The following is a 15,335-nucleotide window of genomic DNA, read 5'->3' as shown; positions in this document are numbered from 1 at the left end:
CACTCAATGAAGGAGAAAACGATGTCCGCCAAGTCCCATGTCGCCGCCATTCCCGCCGCCGCCAGCAGCGATGCGCTGGCCCGCTTCGAAGCGAGCTTCAGCTATGAAACCGACTGCTGGGATGTGCACGATGCGCTGACCAACGGCCCGCAGGATTTCGTTCTGCTCGACGTGCGCGGCACGGAAAAGTACGCGGCCGGCCACGTGCCGGGGGCGCTGGACCTGGCGCACCGCAAGATCATCGGTTCGAAGCTGGCGGAGTTCCCGGCCGACACGCTGTTCGTCGTGTACTGCGCCGGCCCGCACTGCAACGGCGCGGCGCGCGCGGCGGTACGGCTGGCGCAACTGGGACGGCCGGTCAAACTGATGCCGGGCGGGATCACAGGCTGGGTGGATGAGGGCTTCGCGTTAAGCAAGCCGGCATTCAAAGGCATCGAATCGATGCCAGCGGAAGACCAGTGAAAACGCTCCGGACTCCTTGAACACCTCTTCGTTTTGAAGGTAGAGATACAGGATGAAAATCTTGCGCTTCGATGCAGCTGCGGCTTGCCGGATATTGGCAAGCACCTGTCTCAATACGATCTCATCGAAGGGGTTGAAAAAATACAGGATCAACGGTCCGTCGGGCAGGGGGAACTGCGTTGCGTCGACGTTGAGCGATTGGATGTGCGTGTCGTGCCTGGCCTTGTACCGCTGAATGTTGGCGACGGCATGCCGATGCAATTGTTCTCCGAATTCGACACCGATAATGCGCTTGAACGGAAAATCGCTCGCCATCAGCAGCGTGCGGCCTTTGCCGGAGCCAAAATCGATGAAGGTGTAGTCGGCAAGATTCACCTTCAGTTTTTTCAAGACGCGCCGGAACGATACCGGGGGTGTGGCATGGTAGCGGTTGCCGTGCAGCTTGTTGGGGCTGTCGATGTTCAGATCGGCCAAGTGGACATCGATTTGCGTGTCCACCCCATGCCTGCTGTCGAAGCGGTGCCGCTCGAATTTCTCGTACAGGTTCATCGGGGAGAAACGCCAGTGATTCCGCGCTATCCATGCAGCCACCTGCCTGATCATATTGCCTCCTGAATGACGTTCCACGTAACGCCAGTGTAAGGAGGATGGATGAGAGGGCCTTGTGCTGCGTGGAATGACGCGATTTTTGCAGACTAGCTCAAAAGCCTATCGCTGGGGACCGAGAGTCTCCACCGAAATAGCTGTCCACTACTTTGCCTCGCGTGGTGAAATTCAACATCCAGGTAAGCTCCCCATCTCGCGTTGGCATCATACGGTCCACTTGATGTCCGAGCTGCCTTCGCTCTTCCTGCGATAGTTCCGGCCCGATATCACAAGGCACCGTTATAAGAAGAAATTGAAAATCATCTTGTAGTTCAAAGCCGAGCTTCCCCTCTGCCCATGGCAATTGCTCGATAAGCGTGCCTACGACCAGGTCGACAAGCGACTGTGAAATCATGCGGTGTTGAATCATAGTCATACCTCACCAATCATAAACATCCCATTGCCTTAGCTTGAGCTTTGGCGCGTGCTAATCCAACCCGCAACCCCTCAACCTGCGCAAGGTGCCCAACCCAAGTACCTTTGCCGGCAAGATCTCCCCCTGGATTCGAGTCATAGGCACGGTTATAAAGATCATATCTGTTCTCAGCCATTTGGCGTTCCTTAGATGCTAATTTTTGCTCTAAGTCCCTAATCTTTTTTCGGATCTCATCGCAAGGATCCTTGCTATCGGATGAGCAGGACTTCGCAGAAGCGCCCGCGGAAGTTCCCGATGTTTTGTTCGACGAGCTGGAGATTATTGCACCGCCAGCGGTAACTGCTGCCCCAGCTGCGATCCAAGTTAGTACGTCAAGACTCACTCCAACACCGCACACGGGATTAGGGCCGGCGACACATGCCAACTCCAAGGGGTTCGGAGTTAATCCACGCGGATCGCTTAGTGACAGCGGATTCGCCTCGACATATGCGTAGGTATTTATGCCACCTTTGAGTCCGATCGGATCGCTCTGCACATACCGCCCCGTCTGCGGATCATAGTCGCGGAAATAGTTGTAGTGAAGATTGGTCTCACGGTCATAGAATTGACCAGGGAACCGCACATTGTAGATAAATTCCCCAGCGCCGGTAGGGTTCTCATTGGGTCCGCTCATTCCGAATGGATCGACACTAAGCCAATGCCATACGACCGCACCATTGACAGCACTGGTGACAATCCTTGGAGTCTCAATATGATCAGCATAAACGTAGTACCAAGTCGTGCTCACCACAACCGGTGATCCACTGCGCGCTTGCTTTAAGATACTGACGGGCGTCGTACCAAGATAGACTGTTTCCTGGACTACCTGCCCCGTAGCATCGTACTCTCCTAGCAGCTTACCTTCCTCGTCATATACGTACTCATTGCCCCCAGTAGCCACAAGTGCGCCCGTCTTGCTGACCCGCTGGCCCAAGCCGTTATACAGATAGCTCGTGGTTGCGCCGGCCTTCGTGCTACTTTTCATCCGGCCACGATCATTGTACGTATAGGTGATGGTGCCGTCGCTGCTCGGATTTCCGGCTGCGTCGTACTGGTAACTCTTAGCCGGGTATGGACCTGTGGTCGCTGTCAGTCGGTTGCTGGAGAGGCTTACGGTGTTGGTAAAACTCGCAGCCCCCATGCTCAGTTGGGTACGATTTCCGTTCGCGTCATAGGTGTAAGCTTGAGTGGAATTATTCCCAATGAAATTGATCAGCCGGCCCAGGCCGTCATACGCGAACGTCTGATCGTAAGTAGCGGCAGTAGCATTGCCGGTGTGTGTCATCGACGTGATGCGACTAGCCGCATCATAAACAACCGTGCGGAGCATGCCAGTACTGGCTGCGACGTTGCCCAACGGGTAGCTGACTACGCGGCCATCCAAATCAAACGTGCGGCTGTAGGTGTTGGGCGCCGTTGCGCTGTTGTTCCCCCACGACCAACTCTGCACCGCGCCAAATGGCGCATAAGCGATCTGATCCAACAGCACATTTGCAGTACCGGTATTTGTGCCGCCGCTGGAATCGGAAGAATTCAACGTCAGGCTGTTGACCCTGCCCGCCGCATCGTAACCATAGTTGACGCGGTTCCCGCTGGGATAAGTGAGGCTCAGCAGTTTTCCGCTGCTGCTGTATGCATAGCTGACCGTATGATTGACTGTTCCGGTCGCGCTGATCGTCGTCTGTGTCTTGCTTAAGAGGTGTCCCATCTGGTCGTAGGCATAAGCGGACTGCCCAGACTCGTCGGACATTTTAGTCAGGTGGCCAACGGCATACGCCGCACCAGCGCTACCGCCATCGTACTCATACGTGACGGGAGTTCCAGTGACAAAGGAAATACTGAGTAAGCGGTTGAGCGCATCGTACGTATAGCTGGTCACCTTTCCGCGCGCATCGGTACTTGTAAGGACGTTTCCGGCGTTGTCGTAGGTGTTGTTGGTCGTGCCGGTATCCGGGCTCGCCAAGCTGGACTGATTACCCAGGCCGTCAGTGGTGTAGCTTGTGCTGAGATTTCGCGGATCGCTGAGCGTGGCCATTTGGTCCAGCCCGTCGTAGCTGAAATTAATGATCGGGCGGGCGACGCCTGCTGCGGGTACCGGTTGAACCTTTTGCTTCACACGATGGAGCGGATCGTAGTTCAGGTTCGTCGTGTTGTTCAGCGCATCCGCTGTCTGGATCAAATTTCCCTGCGCGTCGTATTGGAAGGTGCGCAGGGTATTTTGCACAGTCTGCGCTGCGGCCTGCGTGCCGGTAAAGCTGCCGAGCACGGGGGTGTAGGCAAGCCATGCGATGAGGGCGCAGACAAGTCGCCGCGTAATCAACGAGCGGTTCATTGCACACCCCCTGTTTGCTGCTTCAAGTTGTTCAGTGCGTCATATACCCGCGTCGTTTTTCGTGCCAGTGCACCGCCAGGATCGTTTGCCGATTCAGTGGAGCGGTTGCCCTTGGCATCCAGGGTGTAGGTGATGCTATTGCCCAGGTTATCCGCGATGCCAGTCAGCCGATGCGCGCCGTCGTAGGTGTACGAAATTGTAGAGTTGTCGGGGAAAGTCACTTGCGTCATTTGACCAACCCCGTCATAGGTGTAGCTGGTGAGTTCGCTTCCAACAGTGCGCGTCGCCAGCCATCCGCGAGGCGTATAGGTGTAGTCCGTGTGCAGTCCGTTGGGATCGGTGACTCGACCTACGCGTCCGTGCGGATCGTAATTCGAGAAGGTCGTGGTGTGGCCGACGGCGTTCGTGATGCTGGTTAAATTTCCGAGTTCATCATAAAAGTAGCTGGTTAAATCCCTCACATCGGTACGGGGCCCTTTGGCTGTCAACAGATGTCCCATGCTGTCGTAGGTGTAGGTCCAGATTCGCGCAGTGCCGATCAGGGCTGCGCTGAAACCGGCGGCCCCCGTAGCGTCGCCGCTTGCTTGAATCGACTTCGTCAGGACGTTGCCATTCCCATCGTATGTAAAAGTGGTAAGCCGTTTAGGTTCCGCAATTTTTAACGGCAAACGCCATGTCGGATGCCAGGCTGTCGTGGTGGTTCTGGCATTAACGGTACCTGCGGCATCAACCCTGGTGAGCTCAAGGTTGCGCGCCATGTCGAAGGTGAAGGTGGTTTTGTTGCCATTAAAGTCGACTGAACTGGATATGTTGCCATTGACGTCATAGACCATGGTTTTCGAAACCCAGCCGCTACCTGTGGGGCCAGGCTGCGTAATCGACAGATTTTTGGTCATACTCCCGTAATTCCCAAAAACATAGCTTCTTGTCGTCCCGAGCGGATCGCTGTTTTGTCTATTTTCATGATAATTAAATAATGAATAGTGACGTTCGAAAGAACACAAACGGAATTTGATAATTCATAGTAACGATTTACATCACGGGAAATCTAACGAAGAGTCACCATGAATATTTATCATGCAACGCAGGGCGTGTGTGGGCGGCGATGACAATCACTAAACTTTCACAAACTTTCCATCTTTGAAGTAGCCTCGGACCACTTGGCCGTCGAGCCGGCGGATCACCAGTTTGGCGTCATGCGGATCGATGCTGAAAACGGGCGTGCCAGGTTCGGCAGGTACATCGGCGATGGCGATGACGGCTCGTTTGCCTTCGGCGCGCACCCGTACCAGGTGCTGGGCGGTCGGCACATCCTCCCGGATGACTATGCCGACAGCCGGGATATCGATCAACTCGCTGGATTTTGACGCGGCCAGTTTGGCCGCAACCTTTTTCGCGATACGCGCCATAACACCCTCCTCCATCGGCAATTGAGCCGCCGAGGCAGCCATTACTGGTAGACCTCTGCCGTATGCAAAAGTTCAGCGCGCCGGCGAACCGCGTTTGGCGATACTATTAGCCCACCATCCGCACTGGGAGCGCCGCATGACCATCAACGCAGGCCGGCTGTTCACCGCAGCGCTGCTCGCTTGCCTGCTGGCGTCCTCGGGGCTGTCGCAAGCCGGCCCGTTGATCCGCCTGGGCTCGGACGACTGGTGCCCGTTTGTGTGCGCGACCGACGGCAAGCCTCCCAGTGGCTATCTGGTGGAACTGGCCTCGATGGCGATGGCGCAGGAAGGGTATCGGGTGGAACCGGTGCTCATGCCGCTCAACCGGGCCATCACCCAAACGGCGCATGGCGATATCGAAGGCGTCTACGCCCCGCCGATCGACCGGCGCCTGCATCTGAGCGCGCCCCTGGCGCAGTCGCGGGCCTGCTTCTACACGCGGGCGGACGATGACTGGAGTTTCCACTCCATCGGCTCGCTTAAAACACTGGTGGTGGGTGTGATCGACGACTACGGCTACGATGACGGGCCGATGGACGCCTACATTGCCGAGAACCGGCGCAAGCCTGCCCTGATCGCGCTCGCTTACGGCGCATCGGCCGGTACGACCAATGTGCAGAAGTTACTGGGTGGACGCTATCGCGTCATGCTGGAACACACCGCCGTGATGGCGCAGTTGAGCAAGCGGCTTGACGTGGTCGGCCGTATCCGCCAGGCAGGCTGCCTCGACCATGAACTGCCCCTGACCATCGGTTTTGCGACGCAGGATATCCGGGCCGAAACCTGGATACGCGCGCTGGCCGACGGCATGCACAAGATGGAAGCGTCCGGCGATCTGAAAGCACTGCAGAAGCGCTACAAGATCGACTAGCTAAAGGCATTTCACGACAGCGGCGCGACGACAAATTTGCCGCCAACGAAGCGGCCGCGAGAGGTATTTCGCTTGAGCTTGCGAATGAGGATAGTCGGATCGGAAGGGTCGGCGGAAAACAGCGGGGTATCGCTCTTGAAACGCAAACTCAGTTCAGCAGGCAAAGCGGCTACTGCAACCGGCAAGGCCTTGGCTACACGACGGCTGTCCCGCAGATCGGTATCATCTGCCAACGGTGGAACTGCTATCTGCATTTTTCTATTGCGCGCCATGGCATCCTCCTGCACCGGCGGTTGAGCCGCCGAGGCGGCCATTACTGGTAGACCTCGGCCCTGCTCAAAAGTTCAGTGCAACTTACATCGCCAGCGCTTTTTCCACCGCGCCGACCAGTTGCTTGTCCGACGGCGTGACCTTGCTGCCGAAGTTGTCCACAACCTTGCCGTTGCGGTCGATCAGGTATTTGTGGAAGTTCCAGGCCGGCGCCTTGCCGGTGATTTTGATCAGGTTGGCAAACAGCGGATTCGGTTCCTTGCCCGACACAACCGACTTGGCGAACATCGGGAACTTCACGCCGTAGGTGTTGTAGCAGAAATCGGCGATCTCCTTGCTGCTGCCCGGCTCCTGCTGGCCGAAGTCGTTCGACGGGAAGCCCAGCACCACCAGGCCCTTGCCACTGTATTTGGCGTACATCGCCTCCAGGCCTTCGTACTGGTTGGTGAAGCCGCAGTAGCTGGCCGTGTTGACCACCAGTATCACCTTGCCCGCGTACTGGCACAGGTCCTGCGGCGTATCGTCCTGCAGGCGCTTGAAGTTCTGCTTGAGGATGGCCGGACAACTGCCCGCAGCCGCTGCCGGCGCAGCAGATGGTGCGGCCGCCGGCGCCGGCGCCTGCGCAAACGCGGACGCGCTGGCCAGCAGGGTCAGCGAGGAAACTAGGCACAACTGGGCAAAGGTCTTGGACATGATGGGCGGCCGCAAAAGGTAAAAAACCATTCTATGCCAAACTCGCCCACCCTGCTTGCCGAGCCCGCGAATTAGCTTTTCCGCCCCGCGCACGATTGAGCGAAATTAAGCAAACCGCCAGCCCCTGCCCCACACTGAATTTCCGTCCCGGCGCCAGGAGGCCTATCATGAAGATGCTGTGTTTGCTGTGCCTGTGGCTCATCGGCCTGTTGGGAACGGCCGTGCAAGCGCAGGTGGTGGCGCTGCCGAACATGAGCGCAACACAGGTGACGGTGTCCGGCCTGTCCTCCGGCGCCTACATGGCGGTGCAGTTCGAGGTGGCGTTCTCGCAGACGGTGCGCGGCGCCGGGGTGATCGCGGGCGGCCCCTACTTCTGTTCGCAGGGCAGCGTGTTCACCGCCACCACCAGTTGCAGCTGCACCACCGAGCTGTTCACCTGCCGGGTGCGGGCCGGCGGCACCCGCATCAACGACCTGATCGCCTTCACCGACTGGTTCGCCGGCGCCGGCAGCATCGACCCGACCGCCGCGCTGGCCGGCCACCATGTCTGGATGCTGTCCGGCAGCGCCGATTCCGTCGTGCCGCAGCCGGTGATGACCGACCTGTACTTCTACTATCGCCACTACATCGACGCCGACCATATCTCCTACACCCGCACCCTGCCGGCCGAGCATGCGATGCCCACCGATCAGTACGGCAGCAGTTGCAGCACGCTGGGCAGCCCCTACATCAACAACTGCGGCTACGATGCGGCGGGAGAACTGCTGCGCTGGCTCTATGGCCCGCTCACGCCCCGCAACAACGGCACGCCAAGCGGGCGCTTGATCGCTTTCGACCAATCGGAATTCTTGGCGCTGCCGGGCTGGCACGGCATGGCCGGCACCGGCTACCTGTATGTGCCCAAGGCCTGCGACGGCAACAGCGGCGCGGGCTGCAGGCTGCACGTGGCCTTCCATGGCTGCCTGCAAGATCTGGACAACATCGGCCCCACCTTCGTCGAGCACGCCGGCTACAACGCCTGGGCCGACAGCAACAAGCTGGTGATCCTGTATCCGCAGGCGTCGGCGATCTACCCGTACACCAATCCCAACGCATGCTGGGACTGGTTTGCCTACGACGACCCGCGCTACGCGCTGCAATCGGGCCGCCAGATGGCGGCCGTCAAGCACATGGTCGACCGGCTGACCGGCGTTGCGCCGGCCACGGTGCTGGTGCGGCTGCGCGCCCGATAGGCTTAGATGCCGCCCATGCAGATGTATTTGATGACCAGGAAGTCATCCAGGCCGTAGTGCGAACCCTCGCGGCCCAGGCCCGATTGCTTAACGCCGCCGAACGGCGCGATCTCGTTGGAGATCAGACCGGTATTAACGCCGACCATGCCGCTCTCCAGCCCTTCCGCCACGCGCCAGATCCGGCCGATGTCGCGCGAATAGAAATAGCTGGCCAGGCCGAACTCGGTGCTGTTGGCCAGCTCCACGGCTTCCTCGTCGGTCTTGAAGCGAAACAGCGGCGCCAGCGGGCCGAAGGTTTCCTCGGTGGCGACGATCATGTCATTGGTGACGTCGGCGATCACGGTCGGCTCGAAGAAGCTGTGGCCCAGCGCATGGCGCTTGCCGCCCGCCAGCAGGCGGCCGCCCTTGGACAGCGCATCGGCCACGTGCTGCTCGACCTTCTGCACCGCCTTCTCATCGATCAGCGGGCCTTGCGTGACGCCCTCTTCCGCGCCGTTGCCGACCTTGAGCTTGGCCACGGCGGCCACCAGCTTGGCGGCGAACTGCTCGTACACGCCATCCTGCACGTACAGGCGGTTGGCGCACACGCAGGTCTGGCCGGCGTTGCGGTACTTGGACGCCAGCGCGCCCTCCACCGCCGCATCGAGGTCGGCGTCGTCGAACACAATGAACGGCGCGTTGCCGCCCAGTTCCAGCGACAGCTTCTTGATGGTCTTGGCGCTCTGCTCCATCAGCAGACGGCCCACCGCCGTCGAGCCGGTGAAGGTCAGCTTGCGCACGGTGGGGTTGGACGTCATCTCGCCGCCGATGTCCTTCGGCGTGCCCGTCACCACGCTGAACACGCCGGCCGGCACGCCCGCGCGCTCGGCCAATACCGCCAGCGCCAGCGCGCAGTACGGCGTCGATTCGGCCGGCTTGAGCACCATCGGACAGCCGGCGGCCAGCGCCGGGCCGGCCTTGCGGGTAATCATCGCGATCGGGAAGTTCCACGGCGTGATGGCGGCGCAGACGCCGATCGGCTCCTTCGTCACCAGCAGGCGGCGGTCCGGCCACGGCGAGGCCAGCGTCTCGCCGGCCACGCGCTTGGCTTCTTCGCCGAACCATTCGATGAAGGAAGCGCCGTATGCGACTTCGCCGCGCGACTCGGCCAGCGGCTTGCCCTGTTCGGTCGTCATCAGCTGCGCCAGGTCTTCGGTGTTTTCCAGGATCAGGTCATTCCATTTGCGCAGGATGGCGGCGCGTTCCTTGGCGCTCTTCTTGCGCCAGGCCGGCCAGGCCGCGTTGGCGGCGGCGATGGCGCGGCGCGTCTCGGCCGCGCCCATCAGCGGCACGGTGCCGAGCTGCTCGCCGGTGGCGGGATTGGTGACAGCCAGCGTGGCGCCGCTGTCGGCGTCGCGCCATGCGCCGTCGATATAGGCTTGCTGGCGCAGCAGGGAGGGATCTTTCAGTTGCAGCATGGGTAGCTCCTTTTACTCCACGGTGAACGAGGACAGGTCGGGATGCGGCTCGGGGTAAGCCAGGTCCATGCCTTCCAAAGTCTCCAGCAGCAGGCTGGCGACCACCAGGTTGCGGTGAGTCTTGGAATTGGCCGGCACCACGTACCACGGCGCATGCGGCGCGTTGGTCTCGCGGATGGCCTGTTCGTAGGCGCGCTGATAGGCGTTCCACTTCTTGCGCTGCTCGACGTCGGCCGGGTTGAATTTCCACTGCTTGTCGGGATCGTCCAGCCGCTCCTGCAGGCGCTCGCGCTGTTCTTCCTTCGAGATGTGCAAGAATACCTTGACGATCACCGTGCCCGTCTCCGCCAGCATGCGTTCGAAATCGCGGATCTGCGCGTAGCGGCGCTGGCATTCGTCTTCATCGATCATGCCCTGCACCTTGGTAATCAACACGTCTTCGTAGTGACTGCGGTTGAAGATCGCGATCTCGCCCTTGACCGGCACCTGCTGATGCACGCGCCACAGGTAGTCGTGCGCCAGCTCGTTGTCGGTCGGCGCCTTGAAGGCGGCCGCGCGGATGCCCATCGGGCTGATGCCGTTGAACATGGCGCGTATCGTGCCGTCCTTGCCGGCGGTGTCCATGCCTTGCAGGATCAGCAGCACCTTCTGCTTGTGCTGCGCGTACAGCTTGTCCTGCAGGGCGCCGATGCGCGAGATCAGCGCGGCGGTGCGTTTCAAGTCCAGAGCCTTGCCCTTGGACTTGCTCAGTTCAGGGTTGGCGGAACGGCTGGAGAAAGCCGCGTCGTCTGCATCTTTTTCATGCAGTTTGAGTTTGGCGGAGGCGCCGAAGCGCTGGCGGGCGTTATGTGTCATCGGATTAGCTTATCACTTTGCGGCAAGGGTTGCTGCGCGATAGCCCCACCACGCGGCCTCCTCGAAAACCGAGAAGCCCGACAGGTCGGCATGCGCGAAAAGAATGGGGCCATCGACCTCGCGCAAGGCCTTCATGCCGGCGTTGCTGCGGAAGTTGGGCCACGGCGACGCCATCGCGTGTCCGCGCAGCGTGATGTCGACCCGCTCGACGCAGGAGGCGAACTGCGGGCCGTAGGCTTCCTTCAGATCGGCGCTGGCCAGCGCCAGCAGCTCCTCCGGCTTGGCCGCCGCCATCCAGTGACGCGCGGTGCTGGGCTTGCGGTCCGACAGCGCGACGTAGGCGCTGAATACCGTCTTCTCCGGCGGCCGCACGCGGATGTCCTGGTGCGTGGAGACGACAAAGCCCAGTCCCGGCTCGCTGTACACCACGTTATCCCACGACAGCGGCTGGCTGGGGCGCTCGTCCGGGAAGCGCTTGAGCAGGAAGTTCGCCACCATCCACGGCGCGTATTCGGGAATGTGCTTGGACGGATCGAAGCCGTACGCGGCGATGTTATCCACAACCCTCGCGGCCACGTAGATCGGCATCGCGCAAATCGCCTTGCGGGCGCGGACCAGGTAGGTGGACGGCTTGCCGTTTTCCAGCTTGAAGCACAGCGCTTCGACGCCGTCCGCCGTTTTTTTCAGCGACACCACGGTGCCGGCCATGCGCTTGACGCCGGACGCGCGCTCGATGCCGGAAGCCAGCGGCTGCAAGCCTCCCGGCCAGGTGAGCCAGGCGCCGTTGCCGGCGTTGGCGGCCTGGCCCCAGCGGCTGCAGTAGTAGTGCAGGCCGGCCCAGGCAGAGACCTGGTCGTAGCGCGTGCCATAGTCGTCGCGGCAGCAGTAGTTCAGATACCAGTGCAGCGTGGGCGATTTGTAGCCGCCCTGCTCCAGCCACTGCTTGAGCGTGATGCGGTCCAGCGCCTGCCACTGCGGGTCTTCCGACGACATCACGGTCGGGAACACGAACACGCGGCGGCCGTCGGCGCCGTGGGTCTGGCGCAGCCGCGCCACTTCGGCGAAGAAGCGCGCATGTTCGTCGCGCTCCCACTGCGGCACGCCGTCGGTGGGGATGAAGCCGTCCTGCCAGTGGCCGTTGAACAGCAGCCGTTCCTCCGGGCCGTGCAGGATGAAGCGCTCGTCGTAGTAAGGCTTCTCCGCGAACGGGTCTTTCTGGATGATGCCCAGGTCGGCCAGGATTTCGCGCACATGCAGCGATTCCGGCGACGGCAGCGGCAGATAGTGCGCGCCGGTCGGATATTCGAGGTCGCCGAAGGCGCCGCCGGCGGCGTTGCCGTGCGGCTGGGGACCGTCGATCATCAGCACGTCGGTCTTGCCGAGTTTATTGAGCTTCCACGCGGCGGTCAGGCCGGCCACGCCGGAGCCGAGGATGGCGATGTCGGTGTGGATAACTTGCGAGGGCGGCGGCAAGGCGCGGCGGTCGCGCAGGAAGTGGCCCTCGTCGCGGCCCGGATAGTGGACCGTTGGCGTGATTTCCTGCCAGCGTTGAAATCCTGCCACGCTGCCCGCCGCCACCACGCCGCTGGCGCCGGCCCACACGAGGAAGGAACGGCGCAGCATCAACGTATCACCCTGCGCCAGTCCTGCTCGAACTCGTGCACCAGCGACTGCGTGTTGAGGCGATTCGGCTCCATCGGCAAGGCCTTCATATCCGGCGGGAAGATGAACATTTCGCGCGTGGTGTCGGCGTTCAAGTAGCGCATTGGCAGGCGGTACTCGGTGGGCGGCTTGTACTGCGCCTGGGACGTGGCGAGGATGAAGCCCCATTCGCCGAACGACGGCACGTAGGCGTGGTAGGGATGGGTTTTGAGGCCGACCTCGCGCAAGGTGGCGTCGATGGTCCAGTAGGCGTGCGGTGCGAAGAACGGCGACGTCGATTGCACCACCATCAGGCCGTTGGCCGCCAGGTGCTTCTTCACCATGCCGTAGAACGGCACCGAATACAGCTTGCCCAGCGCGAAGCTGGATGGATCGGGGAAGTCGACGATGACGGCGTCGAACATGTCGTCGCTGTGCTGCAGCCAGATCGCCGCGTCGGCGTTGATGACGCGCACCCGCTTGTCGCTGAAGGAACCGTGATTGAGCTTGACCAGTTCTTCACGTTTGGAGAAGGCGCCCGTCATCGCCGGGTCGAGGTCGACCAGTGTGACCTGCTCGATATTCGGATAGCGCAGGATTTCGCGCAGCGCCAGGCCGTCGCCGCCGCCCAGCACCAGCACGCGCTTGGCCCAGGGCAGCGGTTGCAGCACCGGATGCACCAGCGCCTCGTGATAGCGGTACTCGTCACGCGAGGAGAATTGCAGGTTGCCGTTGATGTACAGGCGCAGGTCATCCTTCCAGCGCGTGACCACCAGCCGCTGGTAGGGCGTGGTGGTGGCGAACACGATCTCGTCGCCGAACAGGCCATGCTCGCCCCAGTAGGTCATCTTGTCGGCGAAGGCGAAGCCGAAGATCAGCACGCACATCACGCTGGCGGCGCGCAGCATGCGGCCGGTGACGTTTTTCAGCTCTGTGCGGAAAGCCATAATTGTCCACAGGGCGACGCCGACATTGAGCATGCCGAACAAAAATCCGGTACGCACCAGGCCCAGATACGGCGCCAGCACCAGCGGGAACAGCAGCGACACCGCCAGCGCGCCCAGGTAGTCGAAGGTCAGCACGCGGCTGACCAGCTCATTGAACTCGGTCTTGCGCTCGTTCAGCGCGCGCATCACCAGCGGCACTTCCATGCCGACGAAGGCGCCGATCAGGAACACCATCACGTACAGCAGCGTGCGGAACGGCGCGGCCATCCACGAGAAGGTCAGGAACAGCACGGCCGCCGACAGCCCGCCCACCAGGCCGACCGCCAGTTCGATATCCACGAAGCGCGCCAGCACATCCTCATCCCTGACATACTTGGAAAAGTGCGCGCCCACGCCCATCGCGAACAAGTAGCAGCCGATGATGGTCGAGAACTGCAGGATGGAGTCGCCCAGCAGATAGCTGGACAAGGCGCCGGCGATCAACTCGTAGGCCAGGCCGCAGGAGGCGACGACGAAGACGGACAGGATCAGAATCTTTTTGGTCATTTAGCTCTTTTTGCTCTAATATGTTTCAGCGTTAGCAAGTTAACCACTTTAACCCAAGGTGCGCCGTGCCCGCCATCCTAAACTACCTGATCCATCTTTTGCTGGCCGCCGTGCTGCTGGCCGTCTTTTTCAAAGCCTACACGTGGATGACGCCTTTCGACGAGGTGCTGCTGATACGACAGGGGAATTTCGCCGCGGCGCTATCGCTGGGCGGGGCCTTGATAGGTTTTTCCATCACCATCGGTTCGGCGCTGGTGCATACTGCCGATTACCGCGAGTTCGCGGCCTGGGCCTTCGGCGCCATGGTGGTGCAGATGCTCTCCTACGCGATCGCGACACGCGTGCTGAACATGTCGAAAGACCAGATCGAAGCCAACAACGCCGCTTTCGGCGGCCTGCTGGGCGCTATCTCCATTTCCATCGGCGCCATCAACGGCGCCTGCATTTCCTAAATATTTAAGCGAGGACCATCATGGGCTTAGGCAGCTTTATCAAGAAGCAGTTTATCGACGTACTGCAATGGAACGAGGAAGTCGACGGCGTGCTGGCATGGCGTTATCCGATGCAGGACCAGGAGATCCAGAACGGCGGCGTGCTGGTGGTGCGTGAATCGCAGATGGCGGTGTTCGTCAACGAAGGCCAGATCGCCGACGTGTTCGGCCCCGGCACCCACAAGCTGACCACGCAAACCCTGCCAGTGCTGACCAACCTGAAAAACTGGGACAAGCTGTTCGATTCGCCGTTCAAGTCGGATGTCTATTATTTCAGCACCCGCGTGCAGACCGGCCGCAAATGGGGCACGCAGCAGCCGATCACCATCCGCGACAAGGACTTCGACATGGTGCGCGTGCGCGCCTTCGGCATGTACTCGTACCGCGTGGCCGATCCGCGCCTGTTTTTCAAGGAGATCAGCGGCACCCGCGAGGCCTACACCCGCGACGAGGTGGAAGACCAGCTGCGCGGCATCCTGATGGCGACCATGGCCAGCTCGCTGGGCAGCGCGCAGGTGCCCTTCCTCGACATGGCGGCCAACCAGGCGCTGATGGCGCAGCAGGTCAAGGGCGACCTGGCCACGGCCTTCGGCCGCTACGGCATCGGCCTCGATGAATTCAACGTCGCCAGCGTCAGCCTGCCGGAAGAGCTGCAAGCCGCGCTGGACGAACGCATCTCCGCCGGCATGAAGGGCGGCATGAGCGCCGACAAGATGGCCGGCTTCACCAAGTACCAGGCGGCCACCGCGATTCCACTGGCGGCGCAGAACGAGGGCGGCATGGCCGGCATCGGCGTCGGCCTGGGCGCGGGCGTGCAGCTGGGCCAGGTGATGGGCCAGGCGCTCGGCTCGGCGCTGGCGCCGCAGGCGGCACCTGCTGCTGCCGCGCCGGCCGAAGATTCGATCGAGGCGCGCTTGGAAAAACTTAAAGGTCTGCTCGACAAGGGCTTGATTACGGCTACCGACTACGACAGCACCAAGGCCGAACTGCTGAAAAAACTGCTCGGCTAATGCAAATCGTTTCCTGTCCC

At 61.1% G+C, this 15,335-nt stretch carries 16 protein-coding genes; 5 read left to right on the top strand and 11 right to left on the bottom strand.

Annotated elements, in window-relative coordinates; all coding sequences use genetic code 11:
- Positions 1-21: 21 nt before the first annotated feature.
- On the top strand, positions 22-462 hold the full coding sequence (locus tag GEV02_RS09595; RefSeq protein ID WP_152837787.1) for a rhodanese-like domain-containing protein: 441 nt from the start codon (positions 22-24) through the stop codon (positions 460-462).
- On the opposite strand, the gene GEV02_RS09590 is transcribed toward GEV02_RS09595, so the two are convergent.
- From GEV02_RS09590 to GEV02_RS09570, 5 genes are all read right to left on the bottom strand, one after another.
- Positions 409-1,065, bottom strand: a complete 657-nt coding sequence (locus GEV02_RS09590) for a class I SAM-dependent methyltransferase (protein ID WP_152837786.1) — start codon at positions 1,063-1,065, stop codon at positions 409-411. The two genes, GEV02_RS09595 and GEV02_RS09590, sit on opposite strands and share 54 nt — an antisense overlap.
- A 97-nt stretch (positions 1,066-1,162) precedes the next feature.
- A complete protein-coding gene (locus GEV02_RS09585) occupies positions 1,163-1,483 on the bottom strand; it encodes a hypothetical protein (RefSeq protein WP_152837785.1) in 321 nt (106 codons plus the stop codon).
- Positions 1,484-1,493: 10 nt separating this feature from the next.
- Positions 1,494-3,854 carry an RHS repeat domain-containing protein gene (locus GEV02_RS09580; protein ID WP_152837784.1) on the bottom strand — a complete coding sequence of 787 codons (2,361 nt, stop codon included), beginning with the start codon at positions 3,852-3,854 and terminating at the stop codon, positions 1,494-1,496.
- Positions 3,851-4,750, bottom strand: coding sequence for an RHS repeat domain-containing protein (locus tag GEV02_RS09575; RefSeq protein WP_152837783.1), 900 nt, complete (start codon positions 4,748-4,750; stop codon positions 3,851-3,853). Before GEV02_RS09575 ends, GEV02_RS09580 begins: the two co-directional genes overlap by 4 nt.
- A gap of 219 nt (positions 4,751-4,969) precedes the next feature.
- Complete coding sequence (locus GEV02_RS09570) at positions 4,970-5,263, bottom strand: hypothetical protein (RefSeq protein ID WP_152837782.1); 294 nt, start codon at positions 5,261-5,263, stop codon at positions 4,970-4,972.
- 136 nt (positions 5,264-5,399) lie between these two features.
- Between GEV02_RS09570 and GEV02_RS09565 the strand changes: the two genes are divergently transcribed.
- Positions 5,400-6,173 (top strand): substrate-binding periplasmic protein, encoded by a 774-nt coding sequence (locus tag GEV02_RS09565; RefSeq protein WP_152837781.1) that lies wholly within the window; start codon positions 5,400-5,402, stop codon positions 6,171-6,173.
- A gap of 11 nt (positions 6,174-6,184) precedes the next feature.
- Here GEV02_RS09565 and GEV02_RS09560 read toward each other — a convergent pair whose 3' ends face one another.
- Together GEV02_RS09560 and GEV02_RS09555 are read right to left on the bottom strand one after the other, a co-directional pair.
- Positions 6,185-6,445, bottom strand: coding sequence for a hypothetical protein (locus GEV02_RS09560; protein WP_152837780.1), 261 nt, complete (start codon positions 6,443-6,445; stop codon positions 6,185-6,187).
- Between the two features lie 82 nt (positions 6,446-6,527).
- On the bottom strand, positions 6,528-7,136 hold the full coding sequence (locus tag GEV02_RS09555) for a glutathione peroxidase (protein WP_152837779.1): 609 nt from the start codon (positions 7,134-7,136) through the stop codon (positions 6,528-6,530).
- A gap of 167 nt (positions 7,137-7,303) precedes the next feature.
- Between GEV02_RS09555 and GEV02_RS09550 the strand changes: the two genes are divergently transcribed.
- Complete coding sequence (locus GEV02_RS09550; protein WP_235922723.1) at positions 7,304-8,368, top strand: extracellular catalytic domain type 2 short-chain-length polyhydroxyalkanoate depolymerase; 1,065 nt, start codon at positions 7,304-7,306, stop codon at positions 8,366-8,368.
- A 2-nt stretch (positions 8,369-8,370) separates the two neighbouring features.
- Here the strand turns inward: GEV02_RS09550 and gabD are convergent, their stop codons facing one another.
- The 4 genes from gabD to GEV02_RS09530 are packed head-to-tail and all read right to left on the bottom strand — an operon-like array spanning position 8,371 to position 13,814.
- Positions 8,371-9,825 carry an NADP-dependent succinate-semialdehyde dehydrogenase gene (gene gabD, locus GEV02_RS09545; protein WP_152837778.1) on the bottom strand — a complete coding sequence of 485 codons (1,455 nt, stop codon included), beginning with the start codon at positions 9,823-9,825 and terminating at the stop codon, positions 8,371-8,373.
- A gap of 12 nt (positions 9,826-9,837) precedes the next feature.
- Positions 9,838-10,680 (bottom strand): polyphosphate kinase 2 family protein, encoded by an 843-nt coding sequence (locus GEV02_RS09540; RefSeq protein WP_152837777.1) that lies wholly within the window; start codon positions 10,678-10,680, stop codon positions 9,838-9,840.
- A 12-nt stretch (positions 10,681-10,692) separates the two neighbouring features.
- Positions 10,693-12,303, bottom strand: a complete 1,611-nt coding sequence (locus GEV02_RS09535; protein ID WP_152837776.1) for an NAD(P)-binding protein — start codon at positions 12,301-12,303, stop codon at positions 10,693-10,695.
- On the bottom strand, positions 12,303-13,814 hold the full coding sequence (locus tag GEV02_RS09530) for a polyamine aminopropyltransferase (RefSeq protein ID WP_152837775.1): 1,512 nt from the start codon (positions 13,812-13,814) through the stop codon (positions 12,303-12,305). Before GEV02_RS09530 ends, GEV02_RS09535 begins: the two co-directional genes overlap by 1 nt.
- Before the next feature lie 65 nt (positions 13,815-13,879).
- Between GEV02_RS09530 and GEV02_RS09525 the strand changes: the two genes are divergently transcribed.
- Entirely contained in the window at positions 13,880-14,266 is a 387-nt protein-coding gene (locus GEV02_RS09525) for a DUF350 domain-containing protein (protein WP_328595768.1), read from the top strand.
- A 20-nt stretch (positions 14,267-14,286) separates the two neighbouring features.
- On the top strand, positions 14,287-15,315 hold the full coding sequence (locus GEV02_RS09520; RefSeq protein WP_152837774.1) for an SPFH domain-containing protein: 1,029 nt from the start codon (positions 14,287-14,289) through the stop codon (positions 15,313-15,315).
- Positions 15,316-15,335 lie beyond the last annotated feature (20 nt).

It is taken from the genome of Rugamonas aquatica, from assembly GCF_009380215.1.
Lineage (GTDB): Bacteria > Pseudomonadota > Gammaproteobacteria > Burkholderiales > Burkholderiaceae_D > Rugamonas > Rugamonas aquatica_B.
This window is presented reverse-complemented; position numbering and strand designations above follow the sequence as displayed.